Source organism: Acinetobacter soli (assembly GCF_018139125.1).
GTDB classification, from domain to species: Bacteria; Pseudomonadota; Gammaproteobacteria; order Pseudomonadales; family Moraxellaceae; genus Acinetobacter; species Acinetobacter soli.
Window position 1 is genome coordinate 2,101,285 of the sequence record NZ_CP073241.1, and the last position, 23,984, is coordinate 2,125,268.

Consider the following 23,984-nt stretch of genomic DNA (forward strand, 5'->3'; position numbering starts at 1 on the left):
TTTTTTTTAAAAGGAGGTCGATTAAGCCTTCGGCTGGTTCAACGTCGCTTCGTATTCTTTTGCTTTTTCAAAATCGTAGGCATTTTCCCACTTACTGATCACCAGTACAGCCAAGGCGTTACCCACGACATTAAGTGCCGTACGTGCCATGTCCATAATACGGTCAACACCTGCGATAAATGCCAAACCTTCTAGTGGAATACCGACACTACCAAGTGTTGCCAGTAACACCACAAACGATACGCCCGGAACACCTGCAATTCCTTTAGAGGTAATCATTAAGGTAATCACCAAAATAATTTGCTGCATCAACGACAACTCAATGCCATAAAGCTGCGCAATAAAGATTGCGGCGATACTTTGGTAAAGCGTAGAACCATCAAGGTTAAACGAATAGCCTGTTGGAATCACAAAACTACTGATCGCTTTTGGCGCGCCGTAAGCTTCCATTTTTTGCATGATACGCGGTAAAACGGTTTCAGAGCTGGCAGTAGAGTACGCCAAGATCAATTCATCTTTTAAGATACGCATCACGGTCAAGATGTTGATCTTGAAGATACGTGCAGTAATGCCGAGCACCACAAAAGCAAAGAACAAGATTGCGGCATAAACCAAAACCACCAACTTACCGAGCGGGATCAGCGATGCAAAACCAAAGTTGGCAACGGTCACTGCAATCAAGCCAAACACACCAATTGGCGCATATTTCATGATGATGTGAGTCACGCGGAACATGGTTTCAGATACGGCATGAAACACATGCAATAACGGCTCTTTGGTGGTGGTTGGTAATGAAGATAAACCGATACCAAACAACACTGCAAAGAAAATCACCGGCAGCATTTCACCATGTGCCATAGAGTTGATGATATTGGTTGGAATCATCGACAAAATGGTCTGGATCAGGCCATGTGACTGAGATTGTACTTCTTGCGTGGTGTGCTGATATTGAGTGATATCCGCTTTCACCAAATGAGACATATCTACGCCAGCACCAGGCTGAAAAATATTGGCTGCAATCAATCCAACAACAATCGCGATTGTAGTAATGATTTCAAAATAAAGAATGGTTTTAAAACCCAGACGACCCAGACTTTTGGTCGATCCAACGCCTGCAATACCCAAAATCAGAGTAGAGAACACAATTGGAATCACAATCATCTTGATCAGGCTAATAAAGATCTGACCCAACGGTTTCAGAACGTTATTTACCATGAAATCTTTATATTCAGGCTGATTATGTAAAATAGCCCCAACAACAATCCCTAGGATCAACGCAATTAAAATTTGCCATGCGAGGCTAATTTTAAAATTTTTCATAAGATAATCCTTATGCGTGACAAGCACAAAATTAGAACGGGAGAAAACCATTTGCTCTACAAATAGTTCGTTCGTAAAACTCCTTTTTATGAGATCTTAGAAAAACTCAGCGATCATCATCATGGCATTTAGGCATATAAAGTCGTTTCTACGGACTGTGAGCGATAAAATGATCGCAACATTCTATTGAGATTTAATTATTAAACAAGGCTTAACTGATGAAAACAGGGTTTAAAATAATAAAAATAGCAATTTATTTAATATTTTCAAAGACTTAAAAACAAAACAGATGATCATTTATCAATCAAAACCGGGCTAAAAATGCACCATATTGGGGATTTATGCAATTTTTTTATTCAAATTAAGTAGTTTTTTTAACCAAAATCAGTGTGTAAATTCGTCATCCATGTATCTAATTGCGCAAATTAAACACAAACCTATAAATTTTGGGATCATGAAAAAACAGCATGAACATTTGATAAATGTATTGCTTTTGTAACAAAAGGTAAAATTTAAGAATGTTTTTTTGATTAAAATATAGGATTGAAAAAGGATAATACAGATAAACACAACCCGAGTTATACATCCTGTAAAACTCGGGTTAATGAGGTTGTGCTTTCGAGACATTTCTTGTTTTGTGTTGCGTCCATCGCAGCATCAGGTCCATGATGCATTCCAATCAGCGTCGTCTTCCTTAGAGGGATGATCCGTTCCCGTGTTCCGTGTGCCGATGAAGTTATAGTATCCCGATGTACGACAGCTGCCTATTGGCTACATTCGCCAATGAATGTAAGCATTTTCCTACAAAATGATCCAATTTACTAAGGTTTCGAGAGCTGACTGGCTTCTTGTGCACTGAGCTGTTCTTCTTCACGTGCCTTTTGAATCCCTTCCTGAATCGCCTCTTGAGCGTCTTGATGATCCTCTGAAGTTTCTTCAAGTTCATCTTGAAGCTGTTCAAAATGCCGATCAGTTTGTAAAACCACATACACAGGAAAATGATCCGAACCCACATGCGCTAAACGCTGCATATTCACCAGTGCAAAATCATTGCTATGAAAAACATGATCGAGTGACCAGCGTAACAGCGGATAGTCGGCATGAAAAGTATTGACAAAATGCCGCCCTACCCGTGGATCCAGTAATCCACTGATTCGCTGAAACAACCGAGTGGTTCGCGACCATGCCACATCATTTAAATCCCCCATAACAATACAGCTCTGATCCAGATCTTTAACCTGATCGCCCACAATCAACAGTTCGGCATCTCGCAAGGTCGAATCTTTGGCTTCGGTTGGACTTGGCGGTTTAGGGTGCAGACAGTACAGATCAATCGGAAGCCCTGAAGGCAGGCGCACCGTGGTATGAATCGATGGAATTTCTTTACTCAGAATAAATTTGACTTCGGTATGCTCTAACTTAAAACGGCTATACAAATGCATGCCATATAAATTGTCGAGTGGAACAGCAACCCGGTACGGATAATCAGGTTCAATTACCGACAGTTCATTTTGCCAAGTCTGATCGGTTTCCAGCGTAAGCACCACATCTGGCTTAAGCTTGCGAATCTGATCAATCAATAAATGATACTGACGGTTTGGAGTCAAAACATTACTAATTAATAGCGCAATCTGATGGCTCGGATTATGTAGCTCTGGCGGTACCTGTAATACCTGCTTTTTCCATAAAAAAGTATACGGCAGTACCATTTTCAACTGATAGGCAATTGCAGCAATCAGAAGAATTAAAATGAGTTCACGTGGCAGCGTCCAGGGTGCATCCCAGAGCGCATAAGCCAATAAAACCACAGCGCCTAGTGCCAAAATTTGCAGACGTGGAAAGTCGGCACCTCGAATCCACCACTCATCTCGTGGGATCAATGACCAAAACGTTAACCAGATCACCAGCACCGCACAAACTTCCAAAAAAAGCATCACGTTTTGTTCCACCTTGTCATTTTGAATTTATTTTTATCTCGCGTCTCTCTATGTAGCACATTCATAAATTTATTCACAATAAAGGGTATGTTTTAATTGGATAATACTTGCAGTTGTGGTCGCTTTTGATACACTCAAGCCCCTCTTTTACATTTTTTAACGCACCGAGGCAAAGTGACATGAAAGTAGGTCTGGTCGGTTGGCGCGGGATGGTTGGTTCCGTCCTTATGCAACGTATGGTTGAAGAAAATGATTTTGCTCATTTTGAGCCATTTTACTTTTCTACCAGTAATGCAGGTGGTGAAGCTCCTTCATTTGGTGGTAAAACTGCCCCAGCACTTATGGATGCGACAGACATTAGTAGTCTGAAGCAAATGGATGTCATTATTACCTGCCAAGGGGGCGATTACACCTCTGAGGTTTTTCCAAAGCTGAAAGCTGAAGGCTGGAACGGTTACTGGATCGATGCAGCATCTACCTTACGTATGGCAGATGACGCCATCATCGTACTTGATCCGGTGAATGCCAATGTGATCAAAGACGGCTTGAGCAAAGGCACCAAAACCTTTGTGGGTGGTAACTGCACCGTCTCTCTCATGTTGATGGGTCTGGGTTCACTGTTCCAGCACAATTTAGTGGAATGGATGAGCGCGATGACCTATCAGGCTGCATCTGGTGCGGGCGCACAAAATATGCGTGAACTGTTGACGGGTATGGGTTATCTGTACAACAGCACCAAAGATTTACTGGACGACCCACGCTCTGCGATTTTAGACATCGACAGCCGTGTTGCACAGTTACAACGTGGTGATGACTTCCCGAAAGCTAACTTTGGGGTGCCACTGGCAGGCTCTTTGATTCCGTATATCGACAAACAGCTCGATAACGGTCAGTCTAAAGAAGAGTGGAAAGGCCAAGCTGAAACCAACAAAATTTTAGGGAATGCACAAATCGTTCCGATCGACGGTCACTGTGTTCGTATTGGTGCCATGCGTTGCCACTCGCAGGCATTGACCATCAAGCTCAGAAAAGATGTGCCGCTTGATGAAATCGAAGATATGATTCGTCAATCTAACCCATGGGCAAAAGTAGTGCCAAATACACGTGAAGCGTCAATGACTGACCTGACACCAGTGGCCGTGACAGGCACGCTGACTGTTCCAGTGGGTCGTTTACGTAAACTCAATATGGGCAAAGAGTATCTCGGTGCTTTCACTGTGGGCGATCAGTTGCTTTGGGGTGCTGCCGAGCCGCTACGCCGCATGTTGCGCATTTTAATTGAATACAAAACTGCTTGATTGCAGCATTGATCAAAAGGCCGGTCATTTGACCGGCCTTTTTTGTTTGGTCGAACCCAAATACAGCACAGGCTCTACCTAAATTATCTGCTGCACAGAAAAGGGTATGACATTCCTCACAAAAAACGCTAAATTAGCTCTCAACTAAACATTAAAAAATTTATGCTGGATCAAGGTCGAATATCCTCAGCCAGTATCACGCGTGCTTCAGGGGAAAACTGTGTTATACGTGATTGCATTTATCATTTTGCTGGTCGTCGCGATCATCTTAAAAAAACGACAAGATCAAAAAAAAGCGTCGCATTCATCAAAGGTGCAAGCCCCTATTGCTCAAGGTCATGGACACGTTCATCACGCGCCGTTTGCAGTGGCTGAGAGTCTTGTTCCCGCCACGATTGACCCCAATATTCAGGATCGTATTGAACAGTTGATTGAGATTGGCCATCTTTCGGCTGCCGAGGCACTGATCAATCAGACGCTCAATCGTGATCCTTCACGTCATCATTTCTATTTTTACTTACTGGATTTGCATCTGCGTCAGCAGGATGAGCTTGGGGTGAAGCAGCTCCTTCAAAATCTTGAGCAGCGTCAGTTACACGAGGTGCTTGCAGAAGTTCAAGCGCGCTATCAAGCTGCACAAAAAAATCCTACTCCAACGGAAACTCCATCTACCAACATAGTTACTCCGTCAAATCAGACACCTATTTCAGATGTAGTCGTTGAGCATAAAGTCGATACGACGATTTCACCTACACAACCCACCCCTGAGCCTCAGCCAATTCTGGAGGCCAATCAGGCGCTAGAATTCAAACTGAATACGCCTGTGCCACCAACTCCAGTTCAGGTCAATGCAGAACCTGCATCAGTGCCAAAAGTATCAACGCCTGAAGCTGAGCAGCCTGCAAAACAAACAGAACAGCAGACAGCACCTGCTGCTGTAGAACTCACGAATACCGCCTCGACACTGACACTGGCTCCCATGGATGACGCAGCCGCAACTGCTCAAGCATCATCGTCATCTTCTACCTCTCCCGCCTCTTCTACCCCTCAAGTGGTTTTTGCTGAGCTTGATGGAGCCGAAGCTGAAAGCGAAGCACTATCTCCTGCGACCACAATAGCGACGCCAGTCACCATAAAGCCTCAAGATCCTTTGGTTAAGGCTTTTCCGGAACTGGCAGATATCGATGAAGTTCAACTCGATCTAGAGCTGGCTCAGCAATATATCGAGCTGGGTGCTTTTGAATCGGCCTGCATTTTACTCGAGAAAAATGATGCACGATTTAATCAAGAGCAGCGTGATCTTTCAAAAAAACTGTTAAATCGAATAGCATCTTCAAGTTGATCGCTCTAACATAAGCAGTCTGTCGGGACTGCTGGTTTGAACATGAATAAAATTGCCTTAATTTATATGGGTGGAACGTTTGGTTGTATTGGTGAACCGCTTGCACCAATGCCCTATGATGCCTTTCAACCCCAATTAGAACGCATTCTTCCACCACAATACGCAGTCGATTGTTTTAAAGCCCCTTCAATTAAAGACAGTAGCGCCTGCACCGCCGCAGACTGGCTGTTACTGGTACAACAGATTCAGGGGTTGCAGCTTGAGGGCTATACACACTTTGTGGTGATTCACGGTACCGATACCATGAGTTACGCGTCTGCAACTTTGGCACGCTTTTTGGGACAAACCTGTCACGTGGTGATCACGGGTAGTCAGTATCCGCTGCTTAACACTGCGGGCGACGATACACGTGAATTTACCGATGCGATCGAGAATTTATACTTTGCATTAGAGAGCGTTCAACGTTTAGCAAGCGGTACCTATCAGGCCTTTCATCATCAAATTTTTCACGGTCAAACCGTTCTTAAAACCCATACAACTGAGCTGGATGCATTTTCCGGTGTCTCGGCCGATGCACCTTGTGATACGGTCACAAATGCGATGGCTGTAGATGCTGCCATGATTGCACGTGCCGATGAACTGGCCATTGTGAATCTGATGCATCAACCTGTGCGTCCAGCGCACTTGGCACAACAACTTGAAAATATTGCACAGCGACCACCGCACTTTTTAATTTTACAAGGATTCGGAACCGGTAATATTGCGGTCAATGACGCCATTCTGGCGCAGTTTCAACAATTACGAGCCCAAGGCTGTCTGGTGGTGTTAACCACACAAGTCACCTTTGGCAAAATTGATCAGCGCTATGCCATTAGTGACTGGGTACATTGTGCAGGCATCGCCACCAATACCACACATGGTCATGCCGATCTGTATGCCAAGCTGCTACAACTTTACTTACAGTATGATGATGCTGAAGATTGGTATCGACACTGGGATACCACCATTAAGGCTGAGGATTAATCATGCAACGTTTTGCTATCGGCATTGAATTTTGTGGAATGCATTATCGTGGCTGGCAAACCCAACAAGCCGGTGTACCCAGTCTTCAAGAAACGCTTGAAACGGTACTGAGTAAAATTGCCAACGAGCCAATTCTATTGCATGGCGCAGGGCGAACCGATGCCGGCGTACATGCCACCAATATGGTGGCTCATTTTGATACGAATGCCATTCGACCTGAACAAGGCTGGTTAAGGGGAGCCAACAGCCAGTTACCCAAAGACATCTCGATCCAGTGGATCAAGGAGGTCGGTACAGACTTTCATGCACGCTTTAAAGCGCAGGCACGCCGCTACCGTTATGTGGTTTACAATACACCGAACCGTCCTGCGCTGTTACACAAACAAGTTACGCATGTGCATCAGCAGCTAGATGTCGAAAAAATGATGGTGGCGGCGCGTAAGTTTGAAGGCACGCATAACTTTGAGAGCTTCCGTGCGGCCGCTTGCCAGTCCAAACAACCCGTTCGCCATTTGAGTCATTGCCGCTTGATCCGCCATGGCCGTTATTTGGTGTTAGATATTCAAGCCGATGGATTTTTACATCATATGGTCCGCAACATCATGGGCTGTTTACTCGAAATTGGTCAAGGCTGCTACGAGATCGACCATATCGATACCATGTTTGCCGCACAAGACCGTAAGGCAGCAGGTGTAACCGCACCAGCCGATGGACTGTATTTCATTCAGGCTTATTACCCTGAACAATTTGATTTACCAAATCCTCCTTTAGGTCCCCACTGGCTCAACTTACCCGATGAAATGGCCGATCTTTAATCAAGCTTCTTCTTGAGCTTAAAAAAAATGCATCCTTGGATGCATTTTTTATGGGTCGCTTAACGTTGTTTACGCTTGCGGTACTCTACTGGTGTTTCGTTGGTCCAGCGTTTAAATGCACGATAAAAAGTACTTGGCTCAGAAAAGCCAGTCAGGTAGACAATACGCTCAACGCTTTCGCCTGTATTGGCCAATAGCCGTTTGGCAAGTCTACAGCGGTAATCCGACAGAATTTGCTGAAAGCTGGTATTGGCTTCACTGAGCTGGGTTCTTAACCGCCGTGGGGTGATATTGAGTTGCGCAGCCACTGTTTCTAGTGTGGTTTCACCGCTTTCTAAGGTTGAACCAATGGCACGGCGCACCTCGCCAACCAGATCATAACGTGCCAGTTCTTGTAGCTTCTCAATGGCAAGCTGCTCGTGGAGCTGTAACAGTTCTGGTTCGGCTTGCCATAATGGATAGTTTAAAATATCGGCATCGAAGTAAAGTCGGGTTTCTTTCTGCCCCAAACTGACTGGGCAGCCGTAAACTCGGAAGTACTCGTCTTCTGGCGCGCCTTCACTAAAATTAAAATCGATAAAAATCGGGTGAAAGGCACCTTCGGTAATAAATTTAAAAAATCGTAAAACGCCCGAAATTGCACATTCAGAAAAATGACGGTTGACGATTGAGTCGGCAAATTTTTGCTCGCCGTTGGTCAGATAGCAGCGCCCATCTTCAACCACCAGCTTGGCATGAAATACATCACTAATCAGACGCTGATAGGCTAAAGCGCGTTTGAGCCCCTCACCGAAGGTTTCACTGCTAATAAACAAGTGTTCAATGACTTGTCCACGGTACAGCGGCAAATGCTCGCCTAAGTGCAAACCGATATCTGGATCTTTACTGACTTCTTCTGCCGCAACCCAAAATGCGTACTGAGCACTGACTGGCGTTCTCGAATTGGCATCGACCTGATTCAGTGCCACACCCGCTTTTGTTAAAATTTCTTCGGTTGGCAATCCAGCACGACGAATCGCTTGATAGCCAAACCGTAATACAACCGATGCATCTGTTAGCTGACCCACGCGGCGCCCTTCCTTGTATGTTCTTCATTTATACTTAAAACTCTCAATTTAGATTAGCGTCGATTGACCAAAGTGACAACTCAATTCAGGTCATTTTTGTAGATTTTTTTTGTTTCAAATGACCTGTATTCCCAAGTGGAACGCCGATTAGATCACCGCCTATGGCTTGTTTTTTCGAAAAAAATTGCCTATAATTTGCGCCTTTCCAATTTGATCATCAGGTAGGCTATGGCCAATAAAGAGGAACTCATTGAGTTCGAAGGCGTTGTCACCGAAACGCTTCCTAATACGATGTTCCGTGTACGTTTAGAAAACGGTCACGAAGTAATTGCGCACATTTCTGGTAAAATGCGTAAGCACTATATCCGTATCTTGACGGGTGATAACGTTAAAGTTGAAATGACACCTTATGATTTAAGTAAAGGTCGTATCACGTACCGCGCACGTTAAACACGTTTAGCGAATGCACTAAAGCCACTCTCTACCGTCAGTGGCTTTTTTTATAACAGTTTTGCTTTTAATCACTTAAAGCAGATGTTTTACAACCAATCGTTTTACATTCACGCAAGCGTTCACGAATCCAAGAGTTACGTTCTTGCGTTTTAGACAGCTGGCAGTTGGTATAAATGACGGTCCCGACGTCTGAATCACCAGAACAACTTTGATCTCGTTCTTTAATCCAAGCCAATTGAGAACGTTTTAAAATCGTTTTCTGCTGGGTATTTAATTTGCTACGCAGTAGTTGATAATTTTGATTTAATTCCCGATCTGCATTTACGTACACCTTATTGGCACAGTGAACTGCATCATAGCTATTGCGTGTATTGTCACAGTTGTCTGCGTACGATGTAGCCGATACCGCTAAAAATACGGCAGCAGATAAAAGTTTTAAATTGAATTTCATAGTCAAAGCCTCATTCCTTTTTGTCATTTATTCTACGAGTACTGTACTTATAAAAAGTGATCTCAGCATCTTATCGACTTTTTTAAGACGTATTTTTTATTTAAGTTAGCACACTATTTTATTTTCATTGTATTCAAAAATAAAAAAAGTAGATGCCTTGATCAAGACATCTACCTTCAGATTTTATTTGAGCCTAATTATTTTAAGCTAAAGCAGCAACCACGGCCTGCCCCATCTCAACTGTACCTACTTTCTGCATACCTTCAGACATAATGTCGGCCGTACGTAAGCCTTGATCAAGCACTTGCCCTACAGCATCTTCAATGGCTTTTGCAGCAACTTCTTCACGGAAAGTATAACGGAGCATCATGGCTACGGATAAAATCGTGGCCAATGGGTTCGCCACATTTTGCCCTGCGATATCCGGTGCAGAACCATGACATGGCTCATACATGCCTTTGCCCTGCTCATCTAAAGATGCAGATGGCAACATGCCGATTGAACCGGTCAACATGGCCGCCTCATCCGACAAAATATCACCAAATAAGTTACCGGTTACAATCACATCAAACTGCTTTGGTGCGCGTACCAGTTGCATTGCCGCATTGTCGACATACATATGTGACAACTGAATGTTTGGATATTGCGCTTGCTGAAGATCGCTTACGGTTTGTTTCCAAAGCTCCGTTACCTCAAGTACATTGGCTTTGTCGACCGAGCACACTTTGCTACCACGCAGTGCAGCAAGCTCAAAAGCCACTTTTGCAATACGCTTAATTTCAGATTCGCTGTAGACATCGGTGTTAAAGCCTTGCTTTTCGCCGTTTTCAAGTTCGCGAATACCGCGCGGCTGACCAAAGTAGATCCCGCCAGTCAATTCACGCACAATCAGGATGTCTAATCCAGATACGATTTCAGGCTTTAAACTAGAGGCATCTGCAAGCTGCGGATACAAAATGGCAGGACGCAAATTAGCAAATAAATTCAGTTCACTACGGATTTTTAACAGACCACGTTCTGGACGGATAGAGCGTTCAATGCTATCCCACTTCGGTCCGCCTACCGCACCAAGTAAAATGGCATCTGCTTGTTTTGCTTGTTCGCTGGTCACGGCAGGATACGGTTCGCCATGCGCATCAATGGCGGCACCACCAAGTAGACCGTGCTCCCAGTTTAAACCAAGATTAAATTTTTGATTGACTGCGCTCAGCACTTGCTCGGCAGCCCCTACAATTTCAGGGCCAATACCGTCACCGGCTAAAATTAAAATTTGCTTCGACATGAACGTTTCCATTTCTAAATATCAGCCGATTGACTGATTGAACATTAAATTCGTTGTTCTATAAACTCACCCAACCCCGTGATGGCGTCAAAAGGACGACAAAAACGGCGGATTGGATGATTTTCTTGCTCAAGTTCAACACATAATGGCTCAGGCGCAGACACATTGAGTAAACTGCCGCCTGAGTGCTTGGAACGATCACGGTACATTTTAAAGGTATAGCGCTGATTGGCTTTAAACTGATGAATGACATGAAATGTTTCTGCCCGATCTCGAGAGATGGGATAAAAACGAATCACCAGCTCATACTGCTGCGGTGGCACAGACAAATACATCGAATTGACTGGACTAAATACTGAACCCTCAAGTCTGACAATACCTTGATGCAAGGCTTGTTCACTGACACGATGTTTTTGCGCATCGACAATGGGGGTCGTATTTAGACGCTCAAATTCACACAGTTGTGCGCCCGAACAATAAATCGTTGCGTTACTGTTCAGACCTGATTCGGCCTGTTTAATACGCAATGTATCAACCACATGATTGGTACTTTGACAACCTGCGATTAACGCCAAGGATACTGTCAGTACCACACTACGGCCAAATGTCCTGATCATTGTTGGAGCCCAACCCTATTTCGAGCAAAGTTTTCAGCAATTTATGCTCATGCATGTTAACAAGAGTTGGGCATCTACGCTATTGCTATCTTTAAAATCTCCCGTGTAGATCAAGCTTTTAGGTCTTGAAATACCCAAGGACGTGCAACTTTGGCTTGGCGTTCAAACTCATGAATCGCGTCTGCATTTTGTAGCGTTAAACCAATATCATCTAAGCCATTTAACAAACAGTGTTTGCGAAATGGATCGATGTCAAAAGCAAAAGCTTGACCGGATGGTGTTTTCACTTCTTGTGCAGCCAAATCTACCGTTAAGGTATAGCCTTCGTTTTCTGCGCACTCTTGAAATAATTGCTCTACAATTTCTTCAGACAAGATTACAGGTAACATACCGTTTTTAAAACAGTTATTAAAGAAAATATCGGCAAAACTTGGCGCAATCACGGTACGAAAACCATATTCGTTCAATGCCCACGGCGCGTGTTCACGGCTTGATCCACATCCGAAATTCTTACGCGCAATCAAGATATTGGCAGATTGATAACGTGGCTGATTCAATACGAAATCGGGATTAAGCGGACGTTTAGAATTATCTTGCCCCGGATAGCCTTCATCTAAGTAGCGCAATTCATCAAATAAGTTGTCACCAAACCCTGTGCGTTTGATCGACTTCAAAAACTGTTTCGGGATAATTAAATCGGTATCCACGTTGGCACGATCTAATGGTGCCACAATGCCTTGTTCAACGGTGTATGCTTTCATGATCTATATCCCCAATTCAGAATGAACGAACATCAACAAAGTGTCCCGCAATTGCAGCGGCAGCAGCCATGGCTGGACTGACCAAATGGGTTCGTCCACCATTGCCCTGACGCCCTTCAAAATTACGGTTTGAGGTCGAGGCACAGTGTTCGCCCGGTTGCAATTTATCGGCATTCATCGCCAAGCACATCGAGCATCCCGGTTCACGCCACTCAAAACCAGCGTCAAGAAAAATCTGATCCAATCCCTCTTGCTCTGCTTGTTGCTTAACCAAACCAGAACCCGGTACCACCATCGCTTGTTTAATGCTGTTCGCCACTTTACGGCCTTTGACCACTTCGGCTGCTGCACGGATATCTTCAATCCGTGAATTGGTGCATGATCCAATAAATACACGATCCAACTGAATATCAGCCAACGCCTGACCGGCATTTAAGCCCATATACTGGTAAGCACGTGTCCAGTCATTGCGTTGTACATCGTCTTTGGCCTGTTCTAAGGTTGGAACCGCTTGAGACACTGGAATTACCATTTCTGGCGAGGTTCCCCAAGAAACTTGCGGCTCAATTTCTGCGCCATTTAAAACCACTACTTCATCAAATACTGCATCGTCATCTGAATGTAAGGTATTCCAGTACGCCACAGCCTGATCCCACTGCTCACCTTTTGGTGCATAGTGACGCGACTGGACATACTCGATGGTTTTATCATCGACAGCAACCATACCCACACGAGCACCTGCTTCAATGGCCATGTTACACACCGTCATACGGCCTTCGATCGACATATCACGGAACACCTGCCCACCAAACTCGATGGCATAACCTGTTCCGCCTGCTGTACCAATTTGACCGATAATTGCCAAAACCACATCTTTAGGCGTTACACCTTTACCTAAAGCACCATCCACGCGAACCAACATGTTCTTTGATTTTTTCTGAACCAAACACTGCGTCGCAAGCACGTGTTCCACTTCAGAGGTACCAATTCCATGTGCCAAGCAACCAAATGCCCCATGCGTTGCCGTATGCGAATCACCACACACAACGGTCATACCCGGTAAAGTCAAACCTTGCTCTGGCCCCACCACATGCACAATGCCCTGACGGACATCATTGATCCCGAACTCAACGATATTAAAGGTTTTACAGTTATCGTCTAAGGTTTGAACCTGAATGCGTGATGTCTCATCTTCAATTCCGGCAATGCCTTGTTCACGTTCTTTTTTTGAAGTTGGTACGTTGTGGTCTGGTGTTGCAACGTTTGCATTGAGACGCCATGGCTGACGACCTGCAAGTTGAAGACCTTCAAATGCCTGCGGACTGGTGACTTCATGCAATAAATGACGATCAATGTAAATCAAGCATGATCCGTCGTCTCGCTGTGAAACCAAGTGGTCATTCCACAATTTGTCATATAATGTCTTGCCTGCCATGTCGTCGTGCTCCATTGGACTGGGTATATGGTCTCTATTTAGTAATTATAGCGCTGCTTTTACATAAATCTAATTTATCATTTTTATAAATTAACAAACTTTTTAGAATATATAAAATGTGCGATTCAGGTCTAATCATCTCACAGTTTACAGCATCGGATTTAATAATAATTCTCATTTATACATTCCATTTCACAATCCGATGTACGCTTTTTATACTGAATACTTCTTCAAGATATTTAGTGCAAGGTAATGGTTATGACGACTCTAACTCGTTTTGTACATCACAATCAGCGTATGCTCAAAAAGACTTTAAGCTATTACATTATGCATATTACGGTGGCTATGCTGGTGGCTTACGTGGTGACCGGAAACCTCTGGGTTGCCTTAACTTTAAGTATGCTTGAGCCGACTGTACAGGCGTTTGCCTTTTTTATTCACGAAAAAGTATGGGCAGTAAAAGAACAGCCTGCTCAGCAAGATTCTGGCGCAGGCTATTAATGATTGCGCATTGGGGAATTTGACCACTACAATAGCCTGACGCTGTGATTTTTTTAACACGGCATGATTATGGGAAATTTAAGGTCATTGTATGAATCTTGCTGCATTTGAAGCCTTTGTGAAAGTGATGGAAACCGGCTCTATTTCGCTCGCAGCGGATCAACTCTTTATCACCCAGCCCGCAGTGACCAAGCGCATTCATAGTCTTGAAGATTATTTTGGCGTGAAACTATTTGAATCTGCCGGACGCGGCATTCAAGCCACCCATGCAGCACATTCGTTGTTGCCCAAAGTCAAAAACTGGCTCAATGAGCTAGGCGAAATTCATCATACCTTAAGCCATGAACACGATCAGGTACAGGGACGGCTCAAAATCGGTACCAGTCATCATATCGGGTTGCATCATCTTCCCGATCCACTGCGTCATTATGTGCAACGCTTTCCGGATGTCACCTTAGATGTGCATTTTGTCGATTCAGAACAGGCACATGAAAAAGTGCTTGCAGGTGATCTCGAGTTGGCTTTTCTTACCCTGCCTCCAGAAGGCGATGAGCGTCTTACTTATTTGACGGTCTGGAACGATCCACTGGTTTTTGTAGTGGCACCGTTTCATCCATTGGCTCAGCGTAAGCAGATTCAGCTACAAGATTTACTCGAATACCCAAGTCTACTGCCTGCAGCACAGACTTATACCACTCAGATTACCTTGCACGCATTCGAAAAATATGGTCTTAGACCTAAAATCACCATGAGCAATAATCCGCTTGAGTCGATTCGTATGTTGGTTTCGATTGGCTTGGGCTGGTCGGTTCTGCCGCAAACGTTGCTGAATCGGGATCTTTGTCAACTCGCAGTGAATGTGGAGCTAAAACGTCAACTTGGAATTGTTTGGCATCCTGCCCGTACTCAGTCCAAAGCAGCACAGGCTTTAATTAAACTGACGCAGCAGTCCACCACAGCTTAAGCCATTCTCTTTAGCGTTTTTCATCAAATCGTTACCTAAATATAATATAACTCGTTCAAGATTGGAGTAAGTTGATCATTAAGCATCCGTGACGTGGCTGTATAACCATAACACCTCAACCCTTCACGGTATTTCACACAATAAATACCTTAAATATGGAGTTGAAGCATGCTAAATGATGTTTTCAGAGTACCAAATTCCGAACACGTATCTTCTGCTTCAAATGCTCATACGCCATCGCCTTCTGGATTCCTTCAAGCTTCAAAACAGATCTTGCGCACTCCACGCCTCAATCAAGACAATGCCGATACGTTACGCCAGCAAATCCGTGACTATTTTTTGAATACTTTTGAAACCTATGAATCTTTGTTTGAATGTTTAGATGGTGATGAAGCATTTTATAAAAAACCGATTTCGCTTCGGCACCCTCTGATTTTTTATTTTGGTCATACTGCAACCTTTTTTATTAATAAATTACTGTTGGTTCACTTAATTGAAGAACGGCTCAACCCGCGCTTTGAAGCACTTTTCGCAGTCGGTGTCGATGAAATGAGTTGGGATGATCTCAACGATCAGCATTATGACTGGCCAACACCTCACGAGGTCAAAAGCTATCGTGATCAGGTCAAACAAACAGTACTTCATATCATCGATACAGCCCCGCTTAACCCGCCCATCAACTGGAATCATCCGTGGTGGGCCATTTTAATGGGCATTGAACATGAGCGTATTCATTTGGAAACGTCATCGGTGTTAATCCGACAGCATGATCTTGAATATGTTCGTGCACATCCGGCTTGGAAAGCTTCTGATTTTTCCACCACAGCACCTGAAAACACATGGATTGATGTCGCATCTGGACAGGTTAAACTTGGTATTAATCAAGCACACCCACTTTATGGCTGGGACAACGAGTTTGGTCAGCATGAGGCGCAGGTCGAGGCGTTTCAAGCGTCGAAATATTTGGTTAGCAACCAAGAATTTTTGGCTTTTGTTGATGCAGGTGGCTATTCAAGCCTTGATTACTGGGAACAAGAAGGCCAAGGTTGGCTGTCCTTTTCTGAAGCCAAATATCCGACATTTTGGGTTAAACAACACCAGACTTGGTATTTAAGACTCATGACCGAGATTGTGCCAATGCGTTGGGATTGGCCTGTCGAGGTCAATTATCATGAAGCCAAAGCATTTTGTAACTGGAAAAAACAGCAGACTGGCCAGAATATTCGCTTGCCCACCGAGGACGAATGGTACCGTATATACGATGTCAGCGGATTAAACGAGATTGATCATCAGCGTGCCGATGGCAATATCCATTTGGATTATGGTGCGTCGTCGTGTCCGGTTCATGTGTTTCAGCAAGGCGATTTCTTCGATGTTCGAGGGAATGTCTGGCAATGGACCGAAACGCCAACCTATCCGTTTAATGGCTTTGATGTACACCCCATTTATGATGACTTTACCACGCCTACATTTGACGGGCGCCATAATTTGATTAAGGGCGGTTCGTGGATTTCTTGTGGCAATGAAAGTCTTTATTCATCGCGGTATGCCTTTAGACGGCATTTTTTTCAACATGCAGGGTTTCGTTACGTTGCATCTGACCATGAGGTAAGCAGTGTGAGCTCTCAATACGAGACCGATCAATTACTTTCGCAGTATGCCGAGTTCCATTTTGGATCGGATTATTTTGGGGTTCCTAATTTTTCTAAGGCACTGGCCGAGCTGGCGCTTCAGACACTGGGCGAGCGTCCTAAAGTTAAGGCTTTAGATATCGGTTGCGCCGTCGGACGCGCCAGTTTTGAATTGGCACGTGTGTTTGAGCATGTCACCGGAATTGATTTTTCAGCGCGGTTTATTCAGCACAGCGTACAGTTGACCAAAGGTGAAACCTTGCGTTATACGCTCGCCACCGAAGGTGAATTGGTACAATACAAGGCCTGTTCATTGCATCAATTGGGCCTTGAAGAAACCAAAGACAAAGTTGAATTTTATCAAGGTGATGCTTGCAATTTAAAAGCCAATTTCACTGGTTACGATTTTATTTTTGCTGCCAATTTGATTGACCGACTGTATCGTCCACGTCAGTTTCTTAGTCAGATTCATGAGCGTCTGAACATGGGTGGTGTATTGATGATTGCCTCCCCTTATACGTGGCTTGAAGAGCATACACCGCGTGAAGAGTGGATTGGTGGCTTTAAAAAAGATGGTGAAAGTTTTGGAACTTTAGATGGTTTACATGCCATTTTGGATCAGCACTTTCAACTGATTGCAGCACCGCAAGAGGTGCCGTTTGTGATTCGTGAAACTCAGCACAAGTTTCAGCACAGTTTATCGGAAGTGACGTTTTGGCAACGCGTAAAGTAAACAACACTCCAAAAAAACTGAATCAAATAAAAACAGGCAGTCGATGACTGCCTGTTTTTATTGAGAACATTGAAATATCGATTAAATCGACCAGTCTTGAATCTGCCAATTTTGCGCTTTGGCCAATTTTTCCAGGCGATCATCTGGATTAACTGCAATCGCATGCGTAGCATATTCCAGTAAGAAGCGATCGTTAATCGAATCTGAATAAGCCCAAGATTCTTCTACATTTCGTCCAGCCAGCCACTGCTCTAGGCGTACCAGCTTGCCTTGCTGGTAACATGGTGTGCCTGCAACTTTACCGGTATATTTCCCTTGCTGTACTTCCGCCGTGGTGGCAATAATTTCGGTAATACCAAAGGCACGAAAAATCGGTGCGGTAATAAAATCGCTGGTTGCGGTAATGCCTACAATTTCATGGCCTAAATCTTGATGCTTTTGAATCGCATCAAAACCTTTTGGGCGCATTTGCGGACGAATCACCTTTTGCATAAAGAGCGCATGCAGCTCTGTTAATACCTCAGGCGTATTTTGGGTTAAAAACTCAAATACAAATTCGTTGTAGGCAATTGGATCAAGCTGGCCTGCTTTGTAATCTTCATAAAATTTGTCGTTCATTTGGCGATGATGTACTGGATCGACCAAGCCTTCATTGACGAGAAATTCACCCCAGGAATGGTCTGAATCTGTATTAAGTAAGGTGTGATCAAGATCAAACAAAGCCAATTTCATGAAAATACTCGTTAAAACTGAAATTTAAGAAAAAAAATGTAAATCTATCTCCGCTAGTCGATAGAAATTCGTTAAGATCATAGCAATTTTAATGCATTTTACTTTGATCTTACGCGCTGGGCATATAAGAGTGACGGCCCCCGATTTCAAAGTCAACGATATTGATAAATTTTAGGTAGCCAAATGATCGACTCAGAAGGTTTCCGACCCAACGTCGGGATCATTTTGGCAAATGATAACGGACAAGTTTTATGGGCAAAACGCATTGGTCACAATGCTTGGCAATTTCCACAAGGAGGGATCCATTTTGGAGAAACCCCCGAGCAGGCACTTTATCGTGAACTGAGAGAAGAAGTCGGCTTATTGCCCGAACACGTCCAGATTATTGCGCAGACCAAAGGATGGCTGCGTTATCGTTTGCCACACCGGTACATCCGACCAGATTCTGATCCGGTATGTATTGGACAGAAACAAAAATGGTTTTTATTAAAACTCACCGCGTCTACGCGAAACATTCAGCTAGACCTCTCTGACCCACCCGAATTTGATGAGTGGCAATGGGTAAGTTACTGGTACCCTCTAGGTCAGGTGGTCAATTTTAAGCGCGATGTGTACCGAAAAGCGATGATGGAACTCTGCATGTTAATGCCAGAACAACAATCGCCCGAAAAATCATCACATTAGCAAATGATTTTTTTGGCGAGTGCTGTTATAACATCACTATGAAGAATTAAAAATTTTGGAGTAAGCATCCATGTCAAACATGCAACTTGACACCTTAAGACGCATTGTTCAGGAGATCAATTCGTCTGTAAGTTTGCATGATTCGCTCGACATTATGGTCAACCATGTGGCGGAAGCGATGAAAGTGGATGTTTGCTCAATTTATTTGCTTGACGAACGCAACCAGCGTTATTTACTAATGGCCTCTAAAGGGCTTAACCCCGAAGCTGTGGGGCATGTTTCCTTGCAACTCAGTGAAGGTCTGGTTGGCCTTGTGGGTCAGCGCGAAGAAATCGTCAATTTGGAAAATGCCTCCAAACACGAGCGCTTTGCCTACCTACCCGAGACCGGCGAAGAAATTTACAACTCGTTTCTGGGTGTACCCGTCATGTATCGCCGTAAGGTGATGGGCGTACTGGTGGTACAAAATAAGCAACCACAAGATTTTAGTGAAGCAGCCGAATCCTTTTTGGTGACGCTGTGTGCTCAGCTCTCAGGTGTCATCGCACATGCACATGCGGTGGGCAACATCGATGTATTTCGTAAGCCAAGTAATGGGCCAGCCTACAAAACCTTTCAGGGCGTATCAGGTGCTGGCGGAATTGCGCTGGGTCGTGCTTACGTTTTATACCCGCCTGCCGATCTGGCGTCGGTTCCAGACCGCGAAGCCGATGATATCAGTGACGAATTACATTTACTCGATCAAGCGGTGAGTTCGGTACGTACCGAAATTCAGCAGCTTGATGAAAAAATGCAAGACTCCTTAATGTCGGAAGAACGCGCGCTATTTAGTGTGTTTTTACGCATGCTGGATGAAAATGCGCTTCCTGCCGAAATTAAAGAACTGATTCGCGCCGGTAACTGGGCACAAGGCGCCGTGCGTCGTGTCATCGACAAGCACATCACCCTGTTTGCACAAATGGAAGACGACTACTTACGTGAGCGTGTGTCAGATTTAAAAGATCTAGGACGGCGTATTCTGGCCTCACTGCAAGAAGCAGATTCCAGCCATAAAGATTTAAGCCCCGACAGTATTTTAATTGGAGAAGAAATCAGTACTGCTGCACTGGTTGAACTGTCGGTCGATAATATTGCCGCGATTGTCACCACAGAAGGTGCTGCCAATTCGCATATGGTGATTGTGGCACGTGCGCTGGGTATTCCAACTGTTGTCGGCGTGACCGAGCTCCCCATCAATACCCTTGATGATGCAGAAATGATTGTCGATGCCTATCAAGGGCGGATCTTTATCAACCCACCTAGACGTCTGCGTCAGCGCTATAAAGAAATTCAAAAAGAAGAAGAGCAAATTGCCAAAGACCTCAAGCAATACGAAACGCGTGATGCCGTTACCCCCGATGGTGTTGCAGTCAAGCTGTATGTCAATACTGGCCTGATGATTGACGTGGTACGCGGCGTTCAGCGTGGGGCCAAAGGTGTGGGACTCTATCGCAGCGAAATTCCGTTTATGCTGCGTGAACGCTTTCCGGGCGAAGAAGAACAACGGGCCATTTATCGTCAGCAATTGAGTCATTTTGCCAACAAGCCCGTCATCATGCGTACGCTGGATATTGGTGCCGACAAAGACTTGCCTTATTTTAGTATTGAAGAAGAAAACTCGGCGCTGGGATGGCGTGGTCTACGCTTTACGCTGGATCATCCAGAAATTTTTTCGACTCAAGTGCGCGCGATGCTCAAGGCCAGCATTGGTTTAAACAATTTGCATATCTTGCTGCCCATGGTGACCAGCGTCAGCGAAGTCGAGGAAGTGTTGTATCTGTTAGAACGTGACTGGGTCGCGGTACAAGAAGAAGAACAGGTCAAAATTACCAAACCGAAACTCGGCATCATGGTCGAAGTTCCGAGTGTGTTACTACAAATTGATGAGTTTGCCGAATTGGTCGACTTCTTTTCCGTAGGGTCAAACGATTTAATCCAGTACTTACTGGCAGTCGATCGCAATAATCCAAGGGTGTCGAGTGTATATTCACACTTTCATCCGTCCATTCTTCGCGCGCTGCAAAAACTGGTTAAGGAATGCCATCATCATGAGAAGCCTATCAGTATTTGTGGCGAAATGGCGGGCGATCCTTTATCGGCTATTTTATTGATGGCGATGGGATTCAATACCCTCTCCATGAGTTCGAGTAATATTTTGCGGGTGCGCAAAGCCATCTGTCACGTTTCAATGACCGATGCCGAGCAATTGCTCAATGAGGTCGTCAAAATGAATAACCCGCTCATGGTGAAAAGCTGGATGGAATACTACTTTAGAAATCATGGCCTTGGAGACATGGTCAAATCTAATCGATTGGTTTCCGTTTAAAGGATGATCCTAGAGGGGCTCTCTTGCCGCTCTAGGGCAATAACGCCAAAGCGCACTACAAATCGGTGATACATCAACATATCGAATTAAATTAAACGGTCTTTTACAATCTAAAAAACAAATCAATTTAATGAATTTTATCTTTTTTACAAATCATTTAAATCATTTAAACTAATTTTAACAGCGAACACGCGTAATATATTTTGAGATCAGGAGCACAGCCATGCAGATTGATTCGAACACTCAAGCAGCATCAGAATTACTTAAGATTTTTTTAACCTGTCTTGGTGAACTGCCCCTTAATCATTAAAACGACATCATCAATTTCAATTTACTTTACCGAAAGCCACGACAAAGCAATAGCCAAAATCCAAGGAGTAAATCGCAATGAATACTGCAGCAACAGGAAAATGCCCTTTTACACATGGCGGTAATACTGGACAAAGCCAAAGTCCAACCGCATGGTGGCCAAACGCGCTTAATCTTGATGTTTTGCATCAACATGACCAAAAAACAGATCCGATGGATCCCGATTTCGATTATGCCAAAGCTTTTAAAGAACTGAATCTTGAAGAACTCAAACAAGATATTCGAAGCCTAATTTCGACCAGTCAAGACTGGTGGCCAGCCGACTGGGGCAGCTATATCGGTATGTTTGTACGTACCGCTTGGCACCTTGCAGGCTCATACCGTAAACAAGACGGACGTGGCGGTGCCAATACAGGCAACCAGCGCTTTGCGCCATTAAACAGCTGGCCAGATAACGTCAATACCGATAAAGGCCGCCGTTTGCTTTGGCCAATCAAACGTAAATATGGCAATAAAATTTCGTGGGGTGATCTGATCATTCTTGCGGGTACACTGGCCTATGAAGAAGCAGGCCTTAAAACCTTCGGTTTCGCTGGGGGTCGTAAAGAAATCTGGCACCCAGAAAAAGATGTGTACTGGGGCAGCGAGAAAAAATGGTTAGACGCAACCCGTAATCGCTATTCAGATGATCAAGACCGTGAATCGCTTGAAAATCCACTTGCAGCGGTACAGATGGGTTTGATTTATGTCAACCCGGAAGGTGTGGATGGCAATCCAGATCCATTACGTACTGCACATGACATGCGTGTGACTTTTGACCGCATGGGCATGGACGACGAAGAAACCGTTGCGCTGACCGCTGGTGGTCATACCGTGGGGAAATGTCATGGTAACGGACGTGCCGAAAAACTTGGTGCAGAAGTGGAAGGTGCAGATGTTGAATTCCAAGGTTTAGGCTGGTTTAACCCAGAAGGCTCTGGAAATGCAGGCAACACCATGGCCAGTGGTATCGAAGGCGCGTGGACGACGCACCCCACCAAATGGGATAACGAATACTTCTACTTGCTTTTAACCTACGACTGGGAACTTCGTAAAAGCCCAGCAGGTGCATGGCAATGGGAACCGGTTACGATCAAAGAAGAAGACATGCCGATTGATGCGCATGATCCAAGCGTTCGACGTAACCCGATTATGACTGATGCCGATATGGCACTCAAAATTGATCCAGAGTACCGTAAAATTTCGGAACGTTTCTATCAAGATCCGGCCTACTTCTCTGATGTGTTTGCTCGTGCATGGTTTAAGCTTACACACCGTGATATGGGACCAAAGAGCCGTTACCTTGGCCCAGATGTACCGCAAGAGGATTTAATCTGGCAAGATCCAATTCCGAGCGTAGATTACACCTTAACTGATGCCGAGATTGAATCGCTTAAACGCCAAATACTCGATAGCGGCTTGACTCGTGTGGAATTGATTACCACGGCGTGGGACAGTGCCCGTACTTATCGTGGTTCAGATTATCGTGGGGGTGCCAACGGTGCGCGTATTCGTCTTGAACCACAAAAAGACTGGGTGGGCAATGAGCCTGAACGCTTGCAAAAAGTGTTGGGTGTACTTGAGTCGATTCAGGCTTCGTTTGAAAAACCTGTGAGTATTGCCGATCTGATTGTTCTCGGTGGAACAGCCGCTGTGGAGCAAGCTGCTCGCGCCGCAGGTGTGAATATTACGGTGCCATTTGCACCGGGACGCGGTGATGCAACACAGGAACAAACCGATGTGTATTCTTTTGAATCGCTTGAGCCTGTGCATGATGGTTTTAGAAACTGGCAAAAACAGCACTTCGAGACGACTCCTGAAGAACTATTGGTAGATCGCGCACAACTCCTTGGTCTAACCGCACACGAAATGACGGTGCTGGTGGGTGGATTACGTGTCTTGGGTGCAAACTACGGCAACAATCCGCAGGGCGTCTTGACAGATCGCGTGGGTGTATTGAGTAACGATTTCTTCGTCAACTTAACCGATATGGCCTACACATGGAAACCAACGGGTCGCAACTCTTACGATATTGTAGATCGTACAACAGGAGCAACCAAATGGACTGCGAGCCGTGTAGATTTAGTGTTTGGTTCAAACTCGATCTTACGCTCATATGCAGAGGTTTATGCGCAAGATGATAACCGCGATAAATTTGTCCATGATTTCGTCAAAGCTTGGGTGAAAGTCATGAACGCCGATCGTTACGATCTGGTATAAGCCTC

General features: G+C 44.6%; 20 protein-coding genes. 11 read left to right on the forward strand and 9 right to left on the reverse strand.

The genetic code is table 11. The features are described 5' to 3' along the window. Positions 1-21 precede the first annotated feature (21 nt). Together gltP and KCV09_RS09710 are read right to left on the reverse strand one after the other, a co-directional pair. Entirely contained in the window at positions 22-1,320 is a 1,299-nt protein-coding gene (gene gltP, locus KCV09_RS09705) for a glutamate/aspartate:proton symporter GltP (RefSeq protein WP_004932722.1), read from the reverse strand. 821 nt (positions 1,321-2,141) lie between these two features. After that, positions 2,142-3,254, reverse strand: coding sequence for an endonuclease/exonuclease/phosphatase family protein (locus KCV09_RS09710; protein WP_104124567.1), 1,113 nt, complete (start codon positions 3,252-3,254; stop codon positions 2,142-2,144). 182 nt (positions 3,255-3,436) lie between these two features. Between KCV09_RS09710 and asd the strand changes: the two genes are divergently transcribed. From asd to truA, 4 genes are all read left to right on the forward strand, one after another. Further along, entirely contained in the window at positions 3,437-4,555 is a 1,119-nt protein-coding gene (asd, locus tag KCV09_RS09715; protein WP_151814920.1) for an aspartate-semialdehyde dehydrogenase, read from the forward strand. A gap of 220 nt (positions 4,556-4,775) precedes the next feature. Next, complete coding sequence (locus KCV09_RS09720) at positions 4,776-5,897, forward strand: hypothetical protein (RefSeq protein ID WP_151814919.1); 1,122 nt, start codon at positions 4,776-4,778, stop codon at positions 5,895-5,897. Positions 5,898-5,939: 42 nt separating this feature from the next. Next, positions 5,940-6,920, forward strand: a complete 981-nt coding sequence (locus tag KCV09_RS09725) for an asparaginase (protein WP_151814918.1) — start codon at positions 5,940-5,942, stop codon at positions 6,918-6,920. A gap of 2 nt (positions 6,921-6,922) precedes the next feature. Then, positions 6,923-7,735: a tRNA pseudouridine(38-40) synthase TruA gene (gene truA, locus KCV09_RS09730; RefSeq protein WP_119025650.1), complete on the forward strand. Its 813-nt coding sequence runs from the start codon at positions 6,923-6,925 to the stop codon at positions 7,733-7,735. Between the two features lie 59 nt (positions 7,736-7,794). On the opposite strand, the gene KCV09_RS09735 is transcribed toward truA, so the two are convergent. Further along, a complete protein-coding gene (locus KCV09_RS09735) occupies positions 7,795-8,802 on the reverse strand; it encodes an AraC family transcriptional regulator (protein WP_025095351.1) in 1,008 nt (335 codons plus the stop codon). A gap of 228 nt (positions 8,803-9,030) precedes the next feature. On the opposite strand from KCV09_RS09735, the gene infA reads away from it, so the two are divergent. Beyond that, the gene (gene infA / locus KCV09_RS09740) at positions 9,031-9,252 is read left to right on the forward strand and encodes a translation initiation factor IF-1 (protein WP_004920223.1); all 222 of its coding nucleotides are present in this window, start codon (positions 9,031-9,033) and stop codon (positions 9,250-9,252) included. A 67-nt stretch (positions 9,253-9,319) separates the two neighbouring features. Here the strand turns inward: infA and KCV09_RS09745 are convergent, their stop codons facing one another. From KCV09_RS09745 to leuC, 5 genes are all read right to left on the reverse strand, one after another. Then, positions 9,320-9,706: a lysozyme inhibitor LprI family protein gene (locus tag KCV09_RS09745; RefSeq protein ID WP_004943807.1), complete on the reverse strand. Its 387-nt coding sequence runs from the start codon at positions 9,704-9,706 to the stop codon at positions 9,320-9,322. Between the two features lie 202 nt (positions 9,707-9,908). Beyond that, positions 9,909-10,988 (reverse strand): 3-isopropylmalate dehydrogenase, encoded by a 1,080-nt coding sequence (gene leuB, locus KCV09_RS09750; protein WP_151814917.1) that lies wholly within the window; start codon positions 10,986-10,988, stop codon positions 9,909-9,911. A 44-nt stretch (positions 10,989-11,032) separates the two neighbouring features. Next, complete coding sequence (locus tag KCV09_RS09755; protein WP_004943812.1) at positions 11,033-11,605, reverse strand: hypothetical protein; 573 nt, start codon at positions 11,603-11,605, stop codon at positions 11,033-11,035. 110 nt (positions 11,606-11,715) lie between these two features. After that, entirely contained in the window at positions 11,716-12,366 is a 651-nt protein-coding gene (leuD, locus tag KCV09_RS09760; RefSeq protein WP_004932698.1) for a 3-isopropylmalate dehydratase small subunit, read from the reverse strand. 16 nt (positions 12,367-12,382) lie between these two features. Next, the gene (leuC, locus tag KCV09_RS09765) at positions 12,383-13,801 is read right to left on the reverse strand and encodes a 3-isopropylmalate dehydratase large subunit (protein WP_212515089.1); all 1,419 of its coding nucleotides are present in this window, start codon (positions 13,799-13,801) and stop codon (positions 12,383-12,385) included. Between the two features lie 258 nt (positions 13,802-14,059). On the opposite strand from leuC, the gene KCV09_RS09770 reads away from it, so the two are divergent. The 3 genes from KCV09_RS09770 (at position 14,060) to ovoA (ending at position 17,630) form a co-directional block, all read left to right on the forward strand. After that, positions 14,060-14,302, forward strand: coding sequence for a DUF2061 domain-containing protein (locus KCV09_RS09770; protein ID WP_004932691.1), 243 nt, complete (start codon positions 14,060-14,062; stop codon positions 14,300-14,302). 91 nt (positions 14,303-14,393) lie between these two features. Next, positions 14,394-15,266 carry a LysR family transcriptional regulator gene (locus KCV09_RS09775; protein ID WP_004932688.1) on the forward strand — a complete coding sequence of 291 codons (873 nt, stop codon included), beginning with the start codon at positions 14,394-14,396 and terminating at the stop codon, positions 15,264-15,266. A gap of 168 nt (positions 15,267-15,434) precedes the next feature. Beyond that, complete coding sequence (ovoA, locus tag KCV09_RS09780; RefSeq protein WP_151814914.1) at positions 15,435-17,630, forward strand: 5-histidylcysteine sulfoxide synthase; 2,196 nt, start codon at positions 15,435-15,437, stop codon at positions 17,628-17,630. 81 nt (positions 17,631-17,711) lie between these two features. Here the strand turns inward: ovoA and KCV09_RS09785 are convergent, their stop codons facing one another. Next, positions 17,712-18,362: an HAD family hydrolase gene (locus KCV09_RS09785; RefSeq protein WP_004932684.1), complete on the reverse strand. Its 651-nt coding sequence runs from the start codon at positions 18,360-18,362 to the stop codon at positions 17,712-17,714. 183 nt (positions 18,363-18,545) lie between these two features. On the opposite strand from KCV09_RS09785, the gene KCV09_RS09790 reads away from it, so the two are divergent. From KCV09_RS09790 to katG, 3 genes are all read left to right on the forward strand, one after another. Beyond that, positions 18,546-19,046 (forward strand): RNA pyrophosphohydrolase, encoded by a 501-nt coding sequence (locus tag KCV09_RS09790; RefSeq protein ID WP_004932680.1) that lies wholly within the window; start codon positions 18,546-18,548, stop codon positions 19,044-19,046. A 70-nt stretch (positions 19,047-19,116) separates the two neighbouring features. After that, positions 19,117-21,411: a phosphoenolpyruvate--protein phosphotransferase gene (gene ptsP, locus KCV09_RS09795; RefSeq protein ID WP_004943835.1), complete on the forward strand. Its 2,295-nt coding sequence runs from the start codon at positions 19,117-19,119 to the stop codon at positions 21,409-21,411. Between the two features lie 387 nt (positions 21,412-21,798). Next, complete coding sequence (gene katG, locus KCV09_RS09800) at positions 21,799-23,979, forward strand: catalase/peroxidase HPI (protein WP_004932675.1); 2,181 nt, start codon at positions 21,799-21,801, stop codon at positions 23,977-23,979. Positions 23,980-23,984: the final 5 nt, after the last annotated feature.